The 21,972-nt window shown below is 43.1% G+C and carries 17 protein-coding genes; 7 read left to right on the top strand and 10 right to left on the bottom strand.

Annotated elements, in window-relative coordinates:
* Positions 1-11 precede the first annotated feature (11 nt).
* The 6 genes from ACTRWI_RS09090 to ACTRWI_RS09065 all read right to left on the bottom strand — a co-directional run bounded on the left by ACTRWI_RS09090 (position 12) and on the right by ACTRWI_RS09065 (position 7,422).
* Complete coding sequence (locus ACTRWI_RS09090; RefSeq protein ID WP_499130683.1) at positions 12-230, bottom strand: DUF2835 domain-containing protein; 219 nt, start codon at positions 228-230, stop codon at positions 12-14.
* A 219-nt stretch (positions 231-449) separates the two neighbouring features.
* Positions 450-3,056 (bottom strand): aminopeptidase N, encoded by a 2,607-nt coding sequence (gene pepN, locus ACTRWI_RS09085; protein WP_499130682.1) that lies wholly within the window; start codon positions 3,054-3,056, stop codon positions 450-452.
* Positions 3,057-3,273: 217 nt separating this feature from the next.
* A complete protein-coding gene (locus ACTRWI_RS09080) occupies positions 3,274-3,957 on the bottom strand; it encodes a hypothetical protein (RefSeq protein WP_499130681.1) in 684 nt (227 codons plus the stop codon).
* 257 nt (positions 3,958-4,214) lie between these two features.
* On the bottom strand, positions 4,215-6,209 hold the full coding sequence (gene prc, locus ACTRWI_RS09075) for a carboxy terminal-processing peptidase (RefSeq protein WP_499130679.1): 1,995 nt from the start codon (positions 6,207-6,209) through the stop codon (positions 4,215-4,217).
* A 17-nt stretch (positions 6,210-6,226) separates the two neighbouring features.
* Positions 6,227-6,850 (bottom strand): RNA chaperone ProQ, encoded by a 624-nt coding sequence (proQ, locus tag ACTRWI_RS09070; protein WP_499130677.1) that lies wholly within the window; start codon positions 6,848-6,850, stop codon positions 6,227-6,229.
* A gap of 98 nt (positions 6,851-6,948) precedes the next feature.
* Complete coding sequence (locus ACTRWI_RS09065; RefSeq protein ID WP_499130676.1) at positions 6,949-7,422, bottom strand: GAF domain-containing protein; 474 nt, start codon at positions 7,420-7,422, stop codon at positions 6,949-6,951.
* Positions 7,423-7,512: 90 nt separating this feature from the next.
* On the opposite strand from ACTRWI_RS09065, the gene ACTRWI_RS09060 reads away from it, so the two are divergent.
* The 4 genes from ACTRWI_RS09060 to rsmF all read left to right on the top strand — a co-directional run bounded on the left by ACTRWI_RS09060 (position 7,513) and on the right by rsmF (position 14,876).
* Positions 7,513-9,309, top strand: a complete 1,797-nt coding sequence (locus tag ACTRWI_RS09060) for an ABC transporter ATP-binding protein (RefSeq protein ID WP_499130674.1) — start codon at positions 7,513-7,515, stop codon at positions 9,307-9,309.
* 66 nt (positions 9,310-9,375) lie between these two features.
* On the top strand, positions 9,376-10,650 hold the full coding sequence (locus tag ACTRWI_RS09055) for a PqiA/YebS family transporter subunit (protein ID WP_499130672.1): 1,275 nt from the start codon (positions 9,376-9,378) through the stop codon (positions 10,648-10,650).
* Positions 10,637-13,294, top strand: coding sequence for a PqiB family protein (locus ACTRWI_RS09050; RefSeq protein ID WP_499130670.1), 2,658 nt, complete (start codon positions 10,637-10,639; stop codon positions 13,292-13,294). The genes ACTRWI_RS09055 and ACTRWI_RS09050 overlap by 14 nt, the downstream gene beginning before the upstream one ends.
* A gap of 160 nt (positions 13,295-13,454) precedes the next feature.
* A complete protein-coding gene (gene rsmF / locus ACTRWI_RS09045; RefSeq protein ID WP_499130669.1) occupies positions 13,455-14,876 on the top strand; it encodes a 16S rRNA (cytosine(1407)-C(5))-methyltransferase RsmF in 1,422 nt (473 codons plus the stop codon).
* Between the two features lie 96 nt (positions 14,877-14,972).
* Here the strand turns inward: rsmF and ACTRWI_RS09040 are convergent, their stop codons facing one another.
* The gene (locus ACTRWI_RS09040; protein ID WP_499130707.1) at positions 14,973-15,812 is read right to left on the bottom strand and encodes a CvfB family protein; all 840 of its coding nucleotides are present in this window, start codon (positions 15,810-15,812) and stop codon (positions 14,973-14,975) included.
* 97 nt (positions 15,813-15,909) lie between these two features.
* Here ACTRWI_RS09040 and ACTRWI_RS09035 point away from each other — a divergent pair, with 97 nt between their 5' ends.
* Entirely contained in the window at positions 15,910-17,265 is a 1,356-nt protein-coding gene (locus tag ACTRWI_RS09035; RefSeq protein WP_499130668.1) for a hypothetical protein, read from the top strand.
* A gap of 101 nt (positions 17,266-17,366) precedes the next feature.
* Here the strand turns inward: ACTRWI_RS09035 and ACTRWI_RS09030 are convergent, their stop codons facing one another.
* Positions 17,367-17,852, bottom strand: a complete 486-nt coding sequence (locus ACTRWI_RS09030) for a PaaI family thioesterase (RefSeq protein ID WP_499130666.1) — start codon at positions 17,850-17,852, stop codon at positions 17,367-17,369.
* 177 nt (positions 17,853-18,029) lie between these two features.
* Complete coding sequence (locus ACTRWI_RS09025; RefSeq protein WP_499130665.1) at positions 18,030-18,917, bottom strand: putative PEP-binding protein; 888 nt, start codon at positions 18,915-18,917, stop codon at positions 18,030-18,032.
* A gap of 207 nt (positions 18,918-19,124) precedes the next feature.
* Here ACTRWI_RS09025 and ACTRWI_RS09020 point away from each other — a divergent pair, with 207 nt between their 5' ends.
* On the top strand, positions 19,125-20,183 hold the full coding sequence (locus ACTRWI_RS09020; protein ID WP_499130663.1) for a 3-deoxy-7-phosphoheptulonate synthase: 1,059 nt from the start codon (positions 19,125-19,127) through the stop codon (positions 20,181-20,183).
* A gap of 12 nt (positions 20,184-20,195) precedes the next feature.
* Positions 20,196-20,678, top strand: coding sequence for a YajQ family cyclic di-GMP-binding protein (locus ACTRWI_RS09015; protein ID WP_004742331.1), 483 nt, complete (start codon positions 20,196-20,198; stop codon positions 20,676-20,678).
* Positions 20,679-20,871: 193 nt separating this feature from the next.
* Here the strand turns inward: ACTRWI_RS09015 and ACTRWI_RS09010 are convergent, their stop codons facing one another.
* The gene (locus ACTRWI_RS09010; RefSeq protein WP_499130661.1) at positions 20,872-21,813 is read right to left on the bottom strand and encodes a precorrin-2 dehydrogenase/sirohydrochlorin ferrochelatase family protein; all 942 of its coding nucleotides are present in this window, start codon (positions 21,811-21,813) and stop codon (positions 20,872-20,874) included.
* Positions 21,814-21,972 lie beyond the last annotated feature (159 nt).

The following is a 21,972-nucleotide window of genomic DNA, read 5'->3' as shown; positions in this document are numbered from 1 at the left end:
TATGCCAAGCTTTACAGAGCTTCCAACTTGATAAACTTATTTTTTTGGTCAGTTGTCAGTCTAAATTGCCCTCTAACCCCTATTTGTGTAAGAAAAGGTCTGAATCGAGTTGCATTTAACTGTATGCGCAATCCTGTTGTTGTTATTACTTGAACTTGACTTGCTGCTCCCGAATAACTGGCCAAAAATTGCTGATATGAGATGTTGAGTTGGAAAATATAGTGATTCATACGATACCTGTATAAATGTACAGTGCCATTGTTTTTTGGCACTTAACGATGTCTAACTGTACAAACGTTCTGTCTAAAATTCTAGGGAGTTAACTTTAGCTTACTTACATTTCGATTCCCCATAATAAAAATCAGTGGTAGATGCTCTCTACCACTGATGAGTTTTCTATATGAGTAAACCGCTTATTAGCAAGCTGCTCACACTATTGAGTTCTTCACTTAAGCTTCTAGTGCTTTTGTTACTTTCTCAAACAGGTCTTTTGCAAGATTATCCATGTTCTTCAACTTCTCAAGCTCTGTTTTAATAAGTGCTTGACGCTCGTCATCATACTTACGGAACTTAAGCAGTGGATCAATCAGACGCGAAGCAACTTGCGGGTTACTGCTGTTTAGTTCACGTAAGATCTCACCAGCAAACGCATAACCCTGTCCCGACTTATCATGGAATTGAACCGGGTTCATGTTAAAGAATGAACCAATTAAGTTACGTGTGCGGTTCGGGTTCTTCAAGCTGAATGCCTGATGTGACATAGACTCTTTGATCACTTCAAGTGCATTTGAGCTTGGGTTGGTACCTTGCAGCGCAAACCATTTATCCATAACAAGACCATCATGCTTCCACTTGTCGCTGTAATCTGCCATCAAGCTTTCACGACAAAGCAATTTTGCACTGTTAGCCGCACCCATTGCAGCCATAGTGTCAGTCATGTTGTTTGCTGTTTTATACATCTCAACAACCAGGTCGTTACCCTGCTCTGTATGAGCTAAGTAGCTTAGACAAACTTTACGCAAAGTACGCTTACCAATTGAGTCGTGATCAATTGTATAGCCCGTTAGCGCATGGCTGTGATAAACCGCAGCCAACTCATCTTCAAGCTCTGCTGCTAGCGTCACCTTCATCGAGTTAAGCACAGAAGCGACAGCATCAATATCAACACGCTCATACCAGCCTGACACTTCATTGTGGCTTGGTAGTGAAAGCATTTCTGCGATGAATGCCGGCTCTAGCGAATCACTCAGTAGTACGCCGCGGAATGCATCAACAACAGAGGCTGATAATTCAAACTTCTGAGCTTGTTGAACGTTCTCAACGTTACTGCGAATGTACTTAGCCAATAGCATTTGACCCGCATCCCAACGAGAAAACTCATTGCGCGCATTCACCATTAAGAACATTAGCTCTTCATCAGAATAGTCGTATTCAAGTTTTACTGGTGCAGAGAATTCACGCAGCAATGATGGCACTGGTTTCTCGCTTACGTTCTCGAACATGAAGGTCTGTTCAGCTTCTTTCACATCTAATACATTGTGAACTGGCTCGCCGTTACATTGTAACTCAATCACATCACCCGTCGCTGTGTACAGTTCGATGTCTAGAGGAATATGCAGGGCTTGCTTTTCAGCTTGCTCATGCGTTGGCGCGGTTATCTGGCGAGTTTTTAGTATGTACTGTTTTTTATCTGCGTCGTAATGGCTTTCTACAGACAGAGTCGGTGTACCAGATTGGCAGTACCATAAGCGGAACTGAGACAGATCAACGCCCGATGAATCTTCCATTGCTGCGACGAAATCTTCACACGTTGCTGCCGTACCATCGTGGCGTTCGAAGTAAAGCTTCATGCCTTTTTGGAAACCTTCTTCGCCCAGTAATGTATGAATCATACGAATCACTTCGCTGCCCTTTTCGTACACTGTCAGAGTATAGAAGTTATTCATTTCTATCACTTTTTCTGGGCGAATTGGGTGAGACATTGGGCTCGCATCTTCTGCGAACTGAGGGCCACGAATAATACGTACGTTGTTTATACGGTTTACTGCGCGAGAACCAAGATCCGAAGAGAACTCTTGGTCACGGAATACGGTTAAACCTTCTTTCAGACTCAATTGGAACCAATCACGACAAGTCACTCGGTTACCCGTCCAGTTATGGAAGTATTCGTGACCAATTACCGCTTCAATACCTAAGTAATCGGTATCCGTTGCTGTTTGGTCGTTCGCTAAAACAAACTTAGAGTTGAATACGTTGAGACCTTTGTTCTCCATCGCACCCATGTTGAAGAAATCAACCGCTACGATCATGTAGATATCAAGGTCGTACTCTAAGTTAAAGCGCTCTTCATCCCACTTCATTGAGTTAATCAAAGACACCATTGCATGGTTTGCACGATCTAGGTTGCCTTTATCAACAAAGATTTCTAGGTCAACTTTACGGCCCGATTGCGTGGTGTAGGCATCTCGAAGCACATCGAAATCACCTGCTACTAGAGCAAAAAGGTATGCTGGTTTCGGGTGCGGGTCTTGCCATTTAACCCAGTGACGACCATTTTCTGCCTCACCTTCATCAACACGGTTACCATTACTTAATAAGAATGGGTTTTCTGCTTTGTCCGCAATAACAGTAGTCGTGAACTTTGCCAATACATCAGGACGATCCATGTAGTAAGTGATACGACGGAAACCTTCCGCTTCACACTGAGTACAGAACGCGCCGCCAGACTTATAAAGGCCTTCTAGAGCCGTGTTCCCTTCAGGATTAACTTCAGTAACGACCTTTAGCGTAAATTCTTTTGGAAGTTCGTTTAACGTAAGTTGAGTTTCAGACTGTTCATATTGCGACCACTCTTGACCATCAACCAAAACAGAAAACAACTTCAAACCTTCTCCATCCAATACTAATGTCGAGCTGTCTTTCTCTTGCTTAACACTAGAAACCGCTGTGATGATGGATGCTGAATCGTACAAATCGAAGGTCAGATCGATTTCAGAAATAGTATGAGATGGTGATTGATAGTCTTTACGATATTTGGCTTGAGGTGTATGTGCCATGACGAGTTCCTTTTGATCGTTATACGTAATTATTTTTAACTTTATATATCTAAAGGTTGAACGCCGAGAACACAAGAGGAATGTTAAAAAAAGGAGGCATTGTTAGAAAATGCCTCCATGTTTTGTTATTTTATCAATCAAATCAGAAAGGAACGCCTAATAAACAACCTGAAACCATATTATCAACACCCTCGGTTCTCAGAGACCACAACGACATTTAACGAATACGATTCAGCACCGCAAACATGTCTCCCTCCTCACCTTGGAGCGTTAGTACATCACTGTTTAACGTGTAACGAGTACCATGTTCTCCATCTTCGTAAAGCAGAACCAGTTGATCCCCTTCCGTGTAGTAGACACCACGACGAATCACTTCGCTGCCCGCATCATCAGAGACACGGAACATGAATATAAAGTCAGGCTGAAGGACCAAATCCATCTTCTGAATATTGCTCGCTCTTAAGTCACTGCCGGACAGCTCTGAACTCGACCAAATTCCCGCCAGGGCATTAGGTAATGCTTTTGTAAACATTACACCGTTGAGGTTTAGCATGTTGTGATTACTGCTGTATGAGTAGACTTGCGGCTCGGATGTATTCAGCCCCAAAATGATTGTGTCTTCATTGGCGTTATATAAACCTCCCCAATGGTCGACACTATAATCTTTTTTCTGGATATCGATAGTAAACGAGTAGTTTGAATCGAGAGTCAACTTGATTGCTCTAAAGTTTTCAGTGCCTTGTTCTGGATCCGGATTCATCAGATACCAATCACCGAGCAACAAAGGGAGATCAAAATGGGATAGATTGCTGTCACTTTTTGATTGTTGACCATTAGGAGCAACTTCGCTCCCAAAAGCAACGAAACTTAAACAAGATAAAAATAATAGAATCCATTTCATAAGCGTCCCCTCGTTTTCTTTAAGCTTAGGCACGTAATGATTAGAAAGCGAAAAAATATGATCCAAGTCACCAAATTTTAAATGCAAAGTAACTTAAATGTCATTATTAACCAAATGGAAATCTAGAAAACTCACGGGGTACTCCCTCACTAATGTTCAATAAAAACCAGAATAAACAAGTAGATAAAGATATATCAGTCCGAATATATAAAAAAAGCGAGCCTAAGCTCGCTTTTTAATTTCAACAGGAAGTAAACTTATTTGTTGATCATATCTAGCATGATTGCAACCGACTCATCAAGATAAGCGTCTGGCGCTTCATAATCGTTAGGAACATCATCCAAAGTTTTAAACAGCTCTAAGTCAGCAGCTTTTTGACGTTGATTGATACGTTCTAAACGAAGTGCTTCCGCATCGTCACTCTCTTGTTGGCGAACTTTTTCATTCAAAGAAAGTTCGTTGTCGTCTTTATCTGCCTTATATTTTTCAATATCTTGCACGATAAAGCCAAATTCCATGTCTGTCGCGATACGAGCTTGGTGTTTAGCCGTTAACGCAGCTATTTGCTCGTCATTACGCTGTAACACTGAGTATTTCGCTTTGTCGATACTATCCCAAGGTAGTGCGTTATCTTCAACACTTTCACCGGTATCTGCTGGATCAATCGGCGTCGGGTAAGCAATATCAGGGACTACCCCTTTGTTTTGCGTACTGCCACCGTTGATACGGTAGAATTTCTGAATTGTGTACTGAACATAGCCCAACTCTTTGTCAAATAAATCATAAATATGATTCAAAGAGCGGTGCTGTTGTACCGTTCCTTTACCAAAAGAGTTTTCGCCTAGAATAATCGCTCTACCGTAATCTTGCATTGCTGCAGCAAAGATCTCAGATGCCGATGCACTGTAGCGATTAACTAAAACCGTTAGCGGCCCTTGGTAGCTAATCTTACCATCGGTGTCACTGTTCACTTTGACACGACCATAGCTGTCACGAACTTGGACAACAGGTCCCTCTTTGATAAATAGACCAGAGAGCTCCGTTGCTTCGGTCAGTGCACCACCACCGTTATTACGAAGATCGACAATAATACCTTCAACACCTTGCTCTTTAAGCTCAGTAATCAACTTGTCAGTATCTTTCGAAAGACCAACGTAGAAGCTTGGTACTTCAAGTACACCAATCTTCTTACCATCTTTCTCGATAACTTCTGATTTAACAGCGCGGTCTTCTAAACGAATCTTGTCACGGACAATTGTGACAACGTGACTTTTTACATCTTTACCTTCAGGCAAAATCTGCAGCTTAACTTTAGTACCTTTCGGGCCTTTGATAAGTTGCACTACATCATCTAAACGCCAGCCGATAACATCAACAATCTCTTCGCCATCTTGACCAACACCTACAATGCGGTCGCCATCACTCAACTGCTTACTGTTAGATGCAGGTCCACCAGCAACTAAAGAACGAATAACGGTGTAGTCGTCTGTCATTTGAAGCACAGCACCAATCCCTTCCAGAGATAGGTTCATCTCAGATTGGAATTGCTCTGCATTTCTCGGAGAAAGATAACTAGTATGAGGGTCAACCTCTCGCGCAAATGCGTTCATGTAGATCTGGAATGCATCTTCGTTATGCGATTGTGTGATACGCTTCATCGCATTGTTGTAACGCTTTTCCAAAACTTCTTGAATTTCTGGCCATTCTTTACCAGTCAGTTTTAGATTCAATGCGTCGTATTTAACGCGCTTTCTCCAAAGCTCATTCACTTCAGCAATATCTTTCGGCCATGCAGCCTTACTACGATTCAGTTCAATAGTTTCATCGGTATCGAACTTAATCTCGTTATCGAGCAAAGACAGTGCATACTGAAAACGTTCAAAACGCTTCTGCATAGACAAATTGTAAACATCGAAAGCTATCTGGTTGTTGCCTGCTTTTAACTGGTCATCAATTTGTTTCGATGCCGCAGAGAAAGAGTCAACATCAGCTTGAGTGAAGATATTACGATTGTAATCTAGCATCTCTAAGTAACGATTAAAGATAGCTTGAGAAAAATCGTCGTTGAGATTGAAGTGTTTATAGTGGGAACGAGTCAATCGAGAAGTAACACGTTTACTAGCAGTTTCGTGTTGGACTTCAGGAGCGAGTAGAGGTAAATCGTCCTGATTTAATTTGGCTTCAAGAGCCTGAGCTGAAGCTGCTAGCAAAAAGCTAGCAGCAATCAGTGTCAATTTTGAACGGCATTTCATGCGTAGGAGTATCTCCTTTAAGCGCGCAAGTGCTCCGCTTTAACAACCATTTGTAGGCCGTTTGCTAACTGAACACGTACATCTTCCTTATTGATTTCAACAATGGTCGCAGCCATGTTTCCTTTACCCATGTTCACATTTACTTCTTTGCCAGCGATGAATTCGTCAACGTTCAAAGCGCGTGTTTCTACAGGCTTTTCTACTTTTGGTGCTTTAGGCGCTTGGCGACGAGGCTGTGGAGCTTTCTTCGCCTTAGGTTTCGCTTTGCCTTCTTCACGAGCTTTTTGTGCTTGCTCTTTACGACGAGCTTGAACTTTAGCTTTGCTTTCTGCAAGTGTAGCTTTAGCGTGCTCAACGTGCTCTTCTTCTAGTGTGCCACACGCGTTGCCGTCTAGATCAACACGCTCTGCACCAGCTTTTACGCCGTGCAGGTAACGCCATGATGATGTGTACTGTCTTAACGCTGCACGAAGCTGTGTCTTACTTACTTTGTCGTCTTCATTTAGACGTTCAGCAAGATCTTGAAAAATACCAATTTTAAGTGGCTTCGCTTCACCTTCTAAAGTAAAGCATTTAGGGAAACATTCAGCAATATATGCGATAACTTCTTTGCTGTTTTTTAACTTTTCAGTGTTTTCCATGTGGGTTCCTGGTTTTTGCGGTTTTCCGCGAGCATTAAGAAAATATTTTTCACGTATTATAGAGAGATGCTTGGGAAAAACCACAGTAACAGAATAATTTATGCATTGTTCGCGTGCGAATTAAGCAGCTTTTCCACTTCAGCCATGAAAAACGTCAGTCCTTCCTCGTCAATTTCGCTAAATCGACCAACATTTGGGCTATCGATATCAAGCACACCCGCTACTTTTCCATCAATCGAAAACGGAATTACGATTTCTGAGTTACTTGCCGCATCACAAGCAATGTGACCCTCAAACTCATGCACGTCGTATATACGTTGAACAGAGTTCATTGCCACTGCCGTACCACATACACCACGGCCAACAGGAATACGCACACATGCAGGCTTACCTTGAAATGGACCAAGAACCAATTCATCGCCCTTCATTAAGTAAAAGCCTGCCCAGTTAAGATTGTCAAGTTCCATCGACAGTAATGCACTGATATTTGACAAATTTGCGATCATATCGGTTTCTGATTCGATTAATGCAACGGCTTGTTTGGTTAAGCGGTGGTAATGTTCTATTTTCATTATTAACTTCCAATTAAATTGAGACTTCCATTATTAAGAGAACACAGTAGAATGCGACCACCCACCTAAATAGGACTTATTCTCATTAAAATGACCAATTCAGATGACACTATTAGCCGTTCTTGGCTGATAACTCAAGTAAAAAAGCACAAGTCCAAACTGGTGTTTGCCAACATCATTGCGGTGCTCGCGACACTAATCAGTGTCCCTATTCCACTGCTCATGCCACTTATGGTGGACGAGGTACTTCTCGACCAGCCAGCATCTGGGCTTGAGATGATGAATCATCTGTTGCCAACCTCAATGCAAACCCCTACCGGCTATATTGCATTAACTCTTTTACTTGTCATTTTAATGCGTATAGTCAGCCAAGGACTAAACATCCTTCAAGGGCGTCAGTTCACCCTAGTCTCTAAAACCATCACATACAAGATGCGCAGCAAAATGATCGACAAACTTGGTCGTATTAGCATCAGACAGTACGAGACAAAAGGCAGTGGCGGAATCAATGCTCACTTGATCACAGACATAGAGACCATTGATAAATTTATTGGTTCAACACTGTCTAAATTCCTAATCGGCTTTTTAACTGTATTCGGCACAGCGATCGTTCTATTGTGGCTAGAGTGGCGTTTAGGCCTGTTCATTCTACTGGTCAACCCTGTTGTCATTTACTTCTCACGTAAACTAGGCAGTAAAGTTAAGCACCTTAAGAAACACGAGAACCAATCATTTGAACGTTTTCAAAACCGATTGGTAGAGACACTAGACGGCATCTATCAACTGCGTGCAGCTAACAAAGAACGTATTTTCCTTGATGAACTCAAGGTTCAAGCGAACCAAGTGAGAATCGATGCTGACAAATATGCATGGCAATCAGAAGCCGCTGGTAGAGTTTCCTTTTTACTTTTCTTACTAGGTTTTGAACTGTTTCGCGCGGTAGCGATGCTAATGGTGTTGTTCAGTGACTTAACCATTGGTCAAATCTTTGCTGTATTCGGCTACTTGTGGTTTATGTTAGGCCCGGTACAAGAGCTGCTCGGTATTCAATTCTCTTGGTATAGCGCTAAAGCAGCGCTGCAACGTATAAATGCTCTTCTACAACTACAAGAAGAGAAACGCCCTGTCAGCAAAGTGAACCCGTTCAATGATGATGAAGAAGTGTCGGTCGACATTGATAACGTTACATTCTCTTACACAATAGAAAACACTGTTTTAAATAACCTTTCACTACACATACCTGCTGGTAGAAAAGTGGCATTGGTTGGGTCAAGTGGTGGCGGTAAATCCACGCTAATCCAATTGCTGATTGGGGTTTATCAAGCTGACTCTGGATGTATTCGCTATAACGGTGAAACTACCGATGACATCAGTTTTGATATTATACGCAATCAAATTGCTGTTGTTTTACAACAACCTATACTCTTCAACGATACATTAAGGCATAATCTGACCCTTGGTGCTGACTATGATGAAATGTCGTTGTGGCGTGCGCTTGATGTCTCTCAAATGCAAGACGTGATCAAGCAGTTAAGTAACGGCTTGGATACTCAAATTGGTAGAAACGGTGTTCGACTCTCAGGTGGCCAGCGACAACGTCTAGCCATTGCTCGTATGGTGCTGAGCAACCCTAAGTTTGTTATTCTTGATGAAGCAACATCAGCATTAGATACAGCAACAGAGTCTGCACTACATAAAGCGTTGAGTGAGTTTTTGAAAGACCGCACAACTTTAATCGTGGCTCATCGTTTATCAGCGGTGAAACAAGCCGATCTAATCTATGTTTTAGAAGATGGACAAGTCACACAGACGGGAACACATGGTGAACTGGTTGAACAACAAGGACTATATCAAACACTCTATGGCAGTGTGCAATCGCACGCCTGATAGTTATTGTCCTAATCACATACACCACACTTCTAAACTGACACACAATTCAATGCGGGAGGTCGCATGACCTCCCCATCGTTAGCCCAAGGTTTATCAACGTCCAAGCATCAAAGTGACAGCAGCTCTGTTCGTTTATGTCAGGGTTGTGAACTTCCTATCGACAAAGTGGACATCCCATTAGGAAAATCTGCCTATTGCCCGAGGTGCGGTACCCAGCTTTACCAAGGTGGTACCCCTAGCCTTTCTGGAAACCTAGCAATTGCGATAACCTGCTTGTTGCTGTTTATCCCGTCCCACTTTTTTGACTTCATTAGTATTCGTCTTATCGGAGTGATGATCCCCGCTACGCTGCCATCCGGCGTATTTACCTTGATGAATGAAGGTTTTCCACTACTCGGCTTACTCATCCTATTCTGTAGTTCAATAGCGCCGTTGCTCGTTTGTAGTTCTGTATTAATCAGCCACTTCTCGCTTCGCTTTGGTCTCTTTACACCATTTCGCTACTCGTTGGTTATCATTCAAACCTTAAAACATTGGATGATGCTGGATGTGTTCTTAGTGAGCGTAGCTATCTCCTGTTTTAAGCTGCAAGACTACTCTGACATTTTTGTTGGTCCCGGTTTGATTGGCCTGATCTTACTCCAGCTAGTTAGCGTGTTGCTGGTGAGCCGCATTAGTGTTCACCGCTATTGGGAAGCGTGGGCAAAAGAATCGGAATATAGTTTTACCAAAAACAAGAACGTGCACTGTCACAACTGCCACCTTTCTCAGCCTGACGGTCACGCTTGTGTCCGTTGTCATCATGCTTTGTATCACCGCAATCCTTACTCGATACAAAAGACATGGGCACTGCTTTTTGCTGCCGCCGTTGCGATTGTGCCAGCGAACGTGATTCCTATATCTATTCTTATTACAAACGGCCAACAACTCGAAGATACGATCATTTCCGGTGTCGCCTCTTTGATTAATAGCGAAATGTACGGCATCGCTGCCATCATTTTTATTGCGAGTATTGTCGTTCCCGTGGCCAAAATTCTTGGACTTGCTTACATACTGATTTGTATTCAAATGAAAGGAGCGCTTTACCACAGACAACGCATGACCATCTATTTTATCGTGAAATGGGTGGGGAAATGGTCCGTTATGGATCTGTTCGTTATTTCGATAATGATGACATTGGTCGACCGCGGACAAATTTTAAACTTCACACCAGGTTATGGTGCAGTCGCTTTCGGCGTGGTTGTTGTTCTAACAATGCTGGCAGCGGAAAGCTTAGATCCTAGGCTAATTTGGGATAACTATACCTCTAAAGATGAGTCAGTGAATGAACGACAATAACCAATCACAAACATCATATTCACCGGAAGTCAGAAAAAATAAAGGTATTTCTCCTTTGTGGATTCTGCCGATCCTCACCGTCGCACTTGCAGGCTGGCTAGTCATGAAGTCAGTCCATGATGCAGGCCAGCGTGTGCAGATCTACTTCTCAGATGCGGCAGGCTTGGTCGCAGGACGCACCACAATTCGCTACCAAGGCTTAGAGGTGGGTATGGTCCGCGATATTACCCTCTCGAAAGACTTATCTAACATCTATGTTGATGCTGATATCTATCCGGAAGCAAAAAAGCTACTGTCTAAAGGTACTCGTTTTTGGTTAGTGAAGCCGACAGCCAGCTTGTCTGGAATTTCTGGGCTAGATGCGTTGGTATCCGGTAACTACATTGCGATCCACCCCAGTGAGACTAAACAAGAGCCAGAAACTGTTTTCCAAGCTTTAGAGTCTGCACCTTCAGACTTGTTAGCTGCCGATGGATTGAACATATCACTGACCACAAAAGATTTGGGTGGCGTATCTGTTGGCTCTCAGATTGTGTATCGTAAGATTCCGATCGGTGAGGTCTACAACTACCAACTTAACGAAAACGGAAAGTCAGTCACGATTCAAGCAGCTATTAAAGATGAATACAGCCATATCATTACCGACCAAAGCCGTTTTTGGAACGTCAGTGGCTTAGGGGCAAGTATTGGATTTTCTGGTGTTGATGTCCGCTTGGAAAGCCTAAGCGCTCTGTTAGGTGGTTCTATTGCCGTAGACTCACCAGGAGATGGTCAGCCAGTTGAGATGAACACCAAGTTCAAGCTCTACCCAGACCTAAAAACCGCTGGTCGTGGTATCTCTATTAAGATTGCTGTTCCTGATGACAATAAGATCAGTGCAACGGGCGCCCCAATCATGTACCGCGGCATCGAAATCGGGCAAATTACCGACTTATCACTCAGTGAAGGCCGTGAAAATGTCATCGCATCTGCAGCTATCCAACCTGCGTTCAGTGATTTCCTTAACAGTGGCAGTAAGTTCATTCTCGAAGAAGCTGAACTATCACTGACAGGAATGAAAAACATCGCTAACTTGGTGACGGGCAACTTCTTAACACTAGTGCCGGGTGAAGGTAAAAAAGCACGACGTTTCACTGCAATTCGCAAAACGGAATATAGTCAAGAGCAAGAAAAATCCGTTGCTATTCGCCTTACTTCGAACAACTCTTTTGGTCTCGATGTAGGCACACAACTGCTCTATAAAGGCATACCTGTTGGCTCAATCATCAAAGTGGGTTTAGTTGATGGCGTTGGCACTGGGAGCGATAAGCACGAAGTGTTCATGGATGCGTTGATCGACAATCAATACGCTCATCTTATCAAAAGCAATAACCGCTTCTTCGTAACTGGCAGTGCAAGTGCTGAGCTTACGGAGTCGGGGTTAAGTGTGACGGTTCCACCAGCAAAGCAGCTACTGACAGGCTCAATTAGCTTCGTAAGTGAAGGTAAAGATCAAACAAGAGCAAGCTATCAACTTTTCCAAAGCAAATCGCTCGCTGAGATTGCAAAGCTCAATCAATCTGGCTCTAAAACACTATCGCTCTTCGCAAGTGAGTTACCGTCAATTTCTAAAGGTAGTCCACTACTCTACCGCAACCTACAAGTCGGTAGTGTGAGTGATTTTCAGCTTGCTGACGGCGGCGTAAGAATCCAAGTCACCATCGAAAACCGCTACAAGCACCTACTAAACAAAAATACCGTTTTTTGGAATCGTTCAGGTGTTGAGGTCGACGCGTCTTTGTCTGGTATTAGTATCAAAGCGGCTCCGGTAAAAACTCTAATTCAAGGCGGCATTGCATTTGATTCACTGCCGGGCATCGACAACAAACTCGGTGATGTTTGGAAGCTCTATAACGACTCTAAATCTGCTCGTAAGTTTGGCCGAGCCATCACGATTACGTCTTCAGGTGATCAAGAAGTCAGCAAAGGCACGCCAATTAAATATCAAGGCGTCAATGTCGGTGAAGTGACTTCAGTCGTTCCGGATTTCACTAAAGGTGGCATTGAGATTACGGCTCGTATCCTCCCAGTGTATGTCGATAAGATAGCCGTTGCTGGCAGCCATTTTTGGCTAGCTGAGCCGGAGATTGGTCTGAACGGGATTAAGAATGTCTCTTCTCTGATTTCTAAGCACATTAAAGTTGAGCCGGGTAAAGGAAACAAAATCACAGCATTCAAGCTAAGTAATGGTCCAGTTCAACCTATAGGCAAGATTTTCACACTACAAAGCGAGAGCCGTGGCTCGATATCAGAAGGTACGCCAATTCTGTTCCGCGAGCTAGAAATCGGTACAGTCATTGACATTCAACTTGGTGAGTTTGCAGATCGCATTATCTCTACCATTCAAATCAAACCAGAGTTCGCTTACTTAATTCGTGCAAACAGTGTGTTCTGGAATGTATCAGGTTTTGATGTGTCTATCGGCTTGTCTGGTGCGAACATCAAGGCCGGTACTGTCGATAGCTTAATCAGAGGTGGTATTACTTTCTCAACACCGCCGACTGATGAACTGCAGCCTTTAGCAAAAGAAGACCAGTCATTCTACTTGTACCCTAAAGCAGAAGACGAATGGAAATCGTGGAGAACGGCTATCCCTCACCCATAGACGTGGCTCGATAGATCCAGTTCTCTGAGCGAGTAACCGACAATTCACATCTAAATGCAGCCTTAGGGCTGCATTTTTATTGTTTGAAGCAAATTTGGTTTAGGACAGTCTCATTTTGCTTTAAACTGCCCGCATTCACGCTAAAAATCGAGATACCCTTTTGCACGCTAACGTATATATCCCAAAAGAATTCCTTACTCATATTGAAAGCATTATGCCCAGCCATTTAGATATGGCTTCATTTGTCGCTTCTTGTCAAAAGCCACTTCGTAAAAGTATTCGAGTAAACACTCTTAAGATCAGTGTTGAAGACTTTCTGGTGCGCGCGAAAGATAAAGGTTGGGAACTGGAACCAGTACCTTGGTGTGAAACGGGTTTTTGGATCACTGCTGATGAAACTGAAGCGCCACTAGGTAATACTGCTGAGCACATGTCTGGCTTGTTCTACATCCAAGAAGCTAGCTCAATGATGCCACCGTCAGCTCTTTTCCAAGGTGAAGAAAACTATCAAGCAGTTCTAGATACAGCTGCGGCTCCAGGCTCTAAAACCACTCAAATAGCAGCGCTGATGAACAACCGTGGTGTGTTGGTTGCCAATGAATACGCAGCAAGCCGAGTTAAAGTGCTTCACGCTAACATTGAACGCTGCGGCGTAAGAAATGCAGCACTCAGTAACTTTGATGGTCGAGTGTTTGGTGGCTGGTTACCTGAACAATTCGACGCTGTATTACTAGATGCGCCCTGCTCTGGTGAAGGCACAATCCGCAAAGATGCCGAAGCTATGAAGAACTGGACGTATCAATCGGTTGTTGAGATTGCTGACACGCAAAAAGACCTGATTGAAAGTGCATTCCACGCTCTAAAACCTAATGGTATTTTGGTCTACTCGACTTGTACGTTAAGTACAGAAGAAAACCAACAGGTGTGTCATCACTTAAAAGAGACCTTTGGCGATGCGGTCGAGTTTGAATCTCTGGAATCCCTATTCGACAACGCGAAAGCAACCACAACAGAAGAAGGCTTCCTACACATCTTCCCTCAGGTTTATGACTCTGAAGGTTTCTTCGTTGCTCGTATCCGAAAATTAGCGTCTGTGACACCACCAGAAGTGAAAAAGCGTTTAGGTAAGTTCCCATTCGAGAAGGCTTCGAAGAAAGCACACCAAGAAGTTGCAGCGCAGCTTTTAAGTGCATTAGATATCGAGCTACCATCAGATACTCAAGTCTGGACTCGTGACAAAGACGTCTGGTTATTCCCTGAAGCATTGGAGCCAATGATCGGTGAATTCCGTTTCTCTCGCATGGGCATCAAGATCGCTGAAACCCATAAAAAAGGCTACCGTTGGCAACACCAAGTGGCAACGACATTAGCCACAGGCAATGAAGCAAACATCGTTGAGCTCACTATAGAAGATGCTCGCGAATGGTTCATGGGACGAGACGTTCGCCCTGAAGGCTTATCAGGCAAAGGTGAAGTGCTGGTCAAATACAATGGCGCAATCATTGGCCTTGGTAAGTGGGTTGGCAATCGAGTGAAAAACGGCCTGCCTCGAGAGTTAGTGCGTGATAAGAACCTGTTCTAGAAAGAAATTACACCCTATCACTGAATAGGCACATAGACGAACAAACAAAAAGCCCAAACCGGAAAGTTTGGGCTTTTTTATAACCGAGGGCTTGGCTTATTTAGCTAGTCTGATGCCTTCTTTATCGATAGAGATCTTGCCAGCCTTGTACAAACCACCGATGGTTTTTTTGAATGTACCTTTGCTGGTTCTGAAAGCAGAGAAGATCGCTTCAGGTGAAGACTTATCATTCAAAGGCAAAAAGCCGCCCTTTTTCTCAAGCAAGTCTAAGATCTTAACACTTAGGTCATCCATCTTAGCTACACCCACTTTCTGAAGAGAAAGGTCAATCTTACCGTCTTCTTCACGAATGTTTTTAATGTAGCCTTTCAGTGTCTTACCAATAAATAATTTACCGATAATGTCTGATGGGAAAATCATACCCCAGTGTTCGCCGTTAACGATCGCTTTGTAGCCTAGCTGGCTGCGTTCAGCGATGATTAAGTCAACTTGCTGGTTACGTTTATAATTCGCCTGAGTGTTGTCTAACCATTTGTTAAACTTAGTTGTACCTACAATGCGGCTAGATGCTTTATCAATGTACACATATACTAAGATTGACTGACCTTCGTTTAATCGACCACGTTGTTCGCTGAAAGGAACCAGTAGGTCTTTGCCTTTCACGCCCCAGTTCATGAATGCACCGGTGCTGTTTACACCTTCAACAGTCATCAAGCCAAACTGGCCAACTTGTGCGATAGGTTTCTCAGTCGTTGCAGCGATCTGGTTGTCAGAATCAATGTATAAGAACACATCTAACTTTTGACCAATTTCAACACCTTCAGGAGTAAATCGTTTCGGCAGCAACACCGTTCCATAGTCGCTAGCGTCAAGGAATACACCGAAATCTGCTTGTTTTACTACTTCTAAGTTGTTTATTTGACCAATATTAATCATCAAGATTGTCTCTACTTTAAATTTGGCGGAGATTATACGTGATCTCTGATATGCTTTCGCTAGTTTCATTCATATTTTTACATTCTAGGAGCCATCGTTGATCACCGTTGATAAACAAGATGCGATAACACTCAAAATTAACCATGCAATGGCTAAGACAAAAAAGCTCGACATGGATGTTTATCTATTCATTCCCGGTGAACTTGGACTCACTCCAGAAGTCCTTTCTGAGAGCGCATTTTTCTATAGCTCAATCACTCAAAAACGCGCGTACTACAGTGATAAAACACTACTGCCTCTGGTACACAGCCGTTTGGCAAAACGTGGACGACTATCTACCACTCAATACCGTGTAAGTTTGAGCTTGTTCGCCTACCAATATGTTATCGCTTTAGATAAAGCCGTAAGCAGCTTAAACAAAAATGATAGTGACGACGTAACCGCAGACGAAGTGGATGAGGTCATCGAACTGGCGTTAGACATATTAAAGAAGCTGCGTCGAAGTATTCCTTATGAAGAAAACCTGAAACGCTACTACGCCAATATCGACAACTACCTATCTTGGTATACCGAGCAAAAATTCCTATCGCTAGTGTCACACATGCCTCGTGGTAGCGAGTATTCAACCATTAAAGAGCGCCTCTTAACCCTTTGCGATAAAGAGACAGCTCACCGAAAACTGAACCGCTATAACTCTGCTAAGGTACGAGAAGACATAACCCGTTTGAGTAACAAAATGCGCTTACTGCGTCGTTTAATTGAGCATCCTATCGTACTCAAAGAGAAAACCACCTCAATGGGGAAAAACGTGAAACGAGCTGTGAAAGGTGTTGCGACAGGCTTAGTGATGGTGGTTGTAACCACAACGGTTATCTTAGCCCGAGATTTCCTGGGAGAGATTACCGCTTCTTTCATTGTCGCGATGTCTTTCATCTATGCGCTACGTGAGATCTTCAAAGACGATTTAAGAGACATTCTTTGGCGCTGGCTTCGTAAAGGCAAGCCAAAGTGGAAACGTCGCTATTACGATCCAACGACCAATAAGTCAGTTGGTCATAAACTCGAGTGGTTAGACTACGCAAGCTTTTCTAAACTCGCAGACCGCATTCAGTTGATACGTAAGAAACGTGTGGTGCAGCGTGAAGAGCAAATCTTACATTACCGCTCGCATACGGAGATGTCGACATCAACGTTTATGAGTGGCTATGAAGAAACGCGTGAAACCTTATCAATCAGCCTAAGAGCGCTGACACGATTAATGGATAAGGGCTCAAACAAGATTTATCGATTGAATGAAGGCCAAGTGAGTCGAGATTCCGTTGAGAAGCGTCATCTACTCAACCTAATCATCAAAGAAAACAACCACGACAATGAACCCACTTATTATCGTTGGAAGATCGTCATGAACCGTTCAAAGATTGTCGATATCGAGCAAATCACACAAGAGTCATAGAGCTACGACAAGTATTGCGATTACGGTATGTGAATATACATTTACATACCGTTTTTTTGGTCCAAACCGCACCCAATATCACTATGAACTGCTACTTATGACTACTTTCTAGATGGGAGCTTTTTGATAGAAAGCGTGAGCGTAAATTCTGCCATCGGCTCATCGCCATGAAGAGATGGACACGTCGCGATAATGGTTACTGGCTGATTCACTCGCTCCCCGGTCGACATGGTTTCCGCCAGCATAGTGTTGATCAGTTCACCATCAGTACAAGTGAAATGCACATCACCTTCAGGGCGCTTCAGAAAGTTACCTGTCACCTCTTTAAACGCCAAAGAGATCTTCTCACCTTGCTGCTGAGATTTACTCATTGCAAGAAAGCCCCCTGCTACATCCGCACCCACAGCTAAAACACCGAAGTACATGCTATTTAAATGGTTTTTAGTTCGTCTTCTGAGTGGAATTTTCACCTCTACACGCTCATTGTCGAGTACCAGAAGCTTTGGTCGACACAGCCAGATGAGTGGGACTTTGAAAAAGCCAAACATACTTAAATAGAAATTTGCTTTTTGTAGAGGAGTTAACATTCGAATCACCTAGCCTAATTAGTCATCAGACCAGTTAATCGGCTAGCGATGAAAATGTCAAAAATATGTTACAAAAAAAGAGATATCATCACATAATGACATCTCTTTTATTCTCAAGGCATTAACGCTTAGTATCGACTCATACAGCAAGTTGATTAATTAAAGCAATAAGCTAAATTACGCCGTCACGACGGTTTCAACACCTTCAAGGTCAGCGATATAGCCTTGTAGGCGCGGATAATCAATCAGACCTTGAGTCACAAGTAAAACGGGTTTCTTAGCGTTCTGTGTCGCTTTCACAATCATGTCTAGCAGCGTAATTACCGCTTCGTTCTGCGGGTCAAAAGCGTGTTGCTGCGCTTCATTCTGCTTATCAACACCAAGCGTGAAAGACGCTAGGCTGTCGACATTCACTGCCACACCATCAAAGTAATGCAGTAGACGTTCACTCAGTAGAACCGCAGATGGCACATCACATGAGAACAACACCTTCAAGCCATTCAAACCACGAGGCAAACCTTGTTCTGCAAGTAAATCGATGATCTTAGCCGCGTCGCTCAATGCGCGTACGTAAGGAACTACCACTTCCACATTAATGCCTTGTTCACGCAGAGCCTTAACGACCTGACACTCCAAAGCAAAGGCTTTGCTGTATTCTTGTGTCGCATAACGCGCAACACCACGAACACCAAGTGCTGGGTTTACTTCTTCCACTTCGCAATTGCCGCCTAACAGCGAACGAAAGCCATAGCTGTCAGCGTTGCTTAACGCGATACGTACACAAGTATGATTGGGTCGAGCTGCCGCTTGAATCGCCGTAACTATGGTAGAAACGAAATGCTCACCAACGCTTGTGCCACCAAGAATGGCATCTAGAGAGGTTTTCTCTATGTCAGAAAGTGTATCTAAATGGCTTTCAATACTTGGATGGTAGAAGACACGATCCATGACCAATTCAGAGAGAGATACATATAAGTGGTTGGAATTATTATTGTCGTCATAAGAAGGCAGCACATCGCCTAAGACTAATTCTGGGTGCAAAGTGCTTTGATTTTCTTGAGTCATTGCTGCTCCAGCATTTTTATGTTGTGTTCAAACGAAAATACCGATAGCTGCCTGTTAATACAAGTGAAAATCCCGTATTTAGCGTCGTGCTGCTGATAAAAATAAGAATATTAATAATAACAGAGATAACTTTGACTTAAGAGAGTTTATTCCTCGGTTCAATTCCGCTATCTTAACCACTTCGCAATAGAATAAAAAAGCTATCACATGCCATTAAAAACTGATGAGTTGAGAACTCAAGCTCTGGGTCCTATGCCAACTCCTGCCGAATTAGGCAACGCACACCCGATTACTGACGACGTTGCTGAGCGTATTGCAAATTCTCGCCGCCAAATCGAAGATATCCTAACTGGTCGTGATAACCGCCTATTAGTTATCGTAGGCCCTTGCTCTGTTCACGATACAGAAGCGGCACTTGATTACGCTGAGCGCCTGAGCCAAATTCAAGAACAATACAAAGACGAATTGTTTGTTGTAATGAGAGCCTACTTCGAGAAACCTCGCACAGTTGTAGGTTGGAAAGGTCTAATTACCGATCCAAACCTTGATGGTTCATACGCACTGGAAACAGGTTTAAACAAAGCACGTCAGCTTCTACTTGATATCAACAAGCTTGGCCTAGCAACCGCGACTGAGTTCCTTGATATGATCACGGGTCAATACATTGCAGACCTGATCACTTGGGGTGCAATTGGCGCTCGTACTACAGAATCTCAGATTCACCGTGAAATGGCTTCAGCACTATCTTGCCCAGTTGGCTTCAAAAACGCGACAAACGGCAACATCAAGATCGCTATTGATGCAATTCGTGCATCACAAGCTTCTCACTACTTCTACTCACCAGATAAAAATGGTCGTATGACGGTTTACCGCACTTCAGGCAACCCATACGGTCACGTCATTCTGCGTGGTGGTGATAAAGGTCCAAATTTTGATGCAGAATCTGTTGATAGCGCATGTAAGCAACTGGCCGAGTTCGACCTACCTCAACGATTAGTCGTAGACTTCAGCCACGCTAACTGTGAGAAGCAACACCGCAAGCAGTTAGATGTTGCAAAAGACATCTGTGAACAGATCAAATCTAACAAAAATCAAATTGCAGGCATCATGGCGGAAAGCTTTATTAAAGAAGGTAACCAGCCAATGACGGATATCAACAACCTAGAATACGGCAAGTCGATTACCGATCCGTGTCTAAGCTGGGAAGATACCGCGACAATGTTAGACATGCTTGCAACAGCAATTAAAGATAGAAACTTAGCTTAAGGAAATAACACTATGCCATCATTTGACATTATCTCTGAAGTAGAAGCAGTAGAACTACGTAACGCTGTAGACAATGCTAACCGTGAACTATCGACTCGTTTCGATTTCCGCGGTGTTGACGCAAGCTTTGACTACAAAGATGAGTCGGTAAAACTGACTGCTCAAGACGATTTCCAGCTTAAGCAAATGCGCGATATTCTTCGCAGTAACCTAACGAAGCGTAATGTTGATCCTAACGCGATGGAAGCGAAAGCAGCAGATCAAACAGGTCGCACTTGGCACCAAACGGTTATCTTTAAGCAAGGTATCGAAACTGATGTTGCAAAGAAAATCGTTAAGCTAATTAAAGACAACAAGATTAAGGTTCAAGCGTCTATTCAAGGTGAAAAAGTACGTGTAACAGGTAAGAAACGTGACGATCTACAAGCTGTTATGGCATTAGTTCGTAACGGTGAACTTGGTCAACCTTTCCAATTCGATAACTTCCGCGACTAATTGGGATTTGAGCAACCTCATTTATCCGTTGCTCTATCCTAATCACAATTTGTGTTCGAAATAACAAAAAGCCACTTCCTGCGAAGTGGCTTTTTATTGACCTAGTTGTTTTGTTTGGCATATCCCTAACCAGTAATGAAACCCTTAGGCGTATATGACTACTATAAATGCCATACTTTTAAGCGTATTACCTTCAACTTAAAACCTTAGCAGAAGAGAGCTTCAAGTCTTTTCCTACTAAGAGGTTAAATTCAACGCTCGCTGGTGGGATGAACACACATACTCTTAAATTTTCGGCTTTTGCTTGCTCAAGCTTCGTAGAGAGCTCTCCGCTATTAGCATAGCTTTCTCTTTCAGCATCACGACGACACAAGTCCACGTATTCAAATGGGCAATCTTTGGGAACCAATACCAGCTCAGCCTCCTGCATCAAGCGTAACGCTTTCATGGACAGCAACTCAACATCTTGTTCAAATTCGACCCAAGTTACCTGCCCTTCACTATCAACGCCTTCTGTCAGTGCATGTTGGTAATGCGCTTCTAATTGCTCTCTATCCGTTACCTGCTCGATAAAACTGGACGATAAAAAGCGCTCCCAAAACTTGCGACGTTCATCAACGGTAGGAAACGACTCTTTGATCGAGTTGCGTTTTGATGCACCAAAGTCGGCGAGAAGGCCAATTTTCTGAGGCAGTACTGTTTCGAGTTTTTCTCTAATATTTCTCACCAAAACAGGTGATGCTCCACCACTGGAGATCGCAATTTGGATTCTTCCACGATTTATCATTGAAGGTGTAATGAAATCGCAGTATGGCAAATCATCAACCACGTTGACTAAAATACCCAGTTTCTTTGCATCATTATACACTTGATGATTCAAGGTAGGGTTATCTGTGGTCGCCCATACTTGAAGGTAATCTTTAGAGATGATTTGTGACGAGTAAAAGTTTTGCACCCAGCGAAATTTGTTCTCATCAACAAGCTGTTGTAAGTAAGGTGCTACCTTGGGAGAAACTAAAGTGACATCCGCGCCGGCCCTCAGCAAGCTGTCCACTTTACGGCAAGCAACCTCACCACCACCGACCACGAGAATAGGCTTATTCTCTACATCCAAAAACATTGGGAAATAACGCATGTTCTTCCTTGAGATGACTTCAATAACTATTCAAATATGCTACCAAATTTTGAACATATTAATAAACTATCGAAGTGTAATAAAAATATTTATTGACCAAATTTCAATCTTTTTTAAGTTTAATATTTCACCTGTGTGAGATTCATTCAGGATTTTTAT

It is taken from the genome of Pseudoalteromonas sp. G5_S1_14_S5, from assembly GCF_054968605.1.
This window is presented reverse-complemented; position numbering and strand designations above follow the sequence as displayed.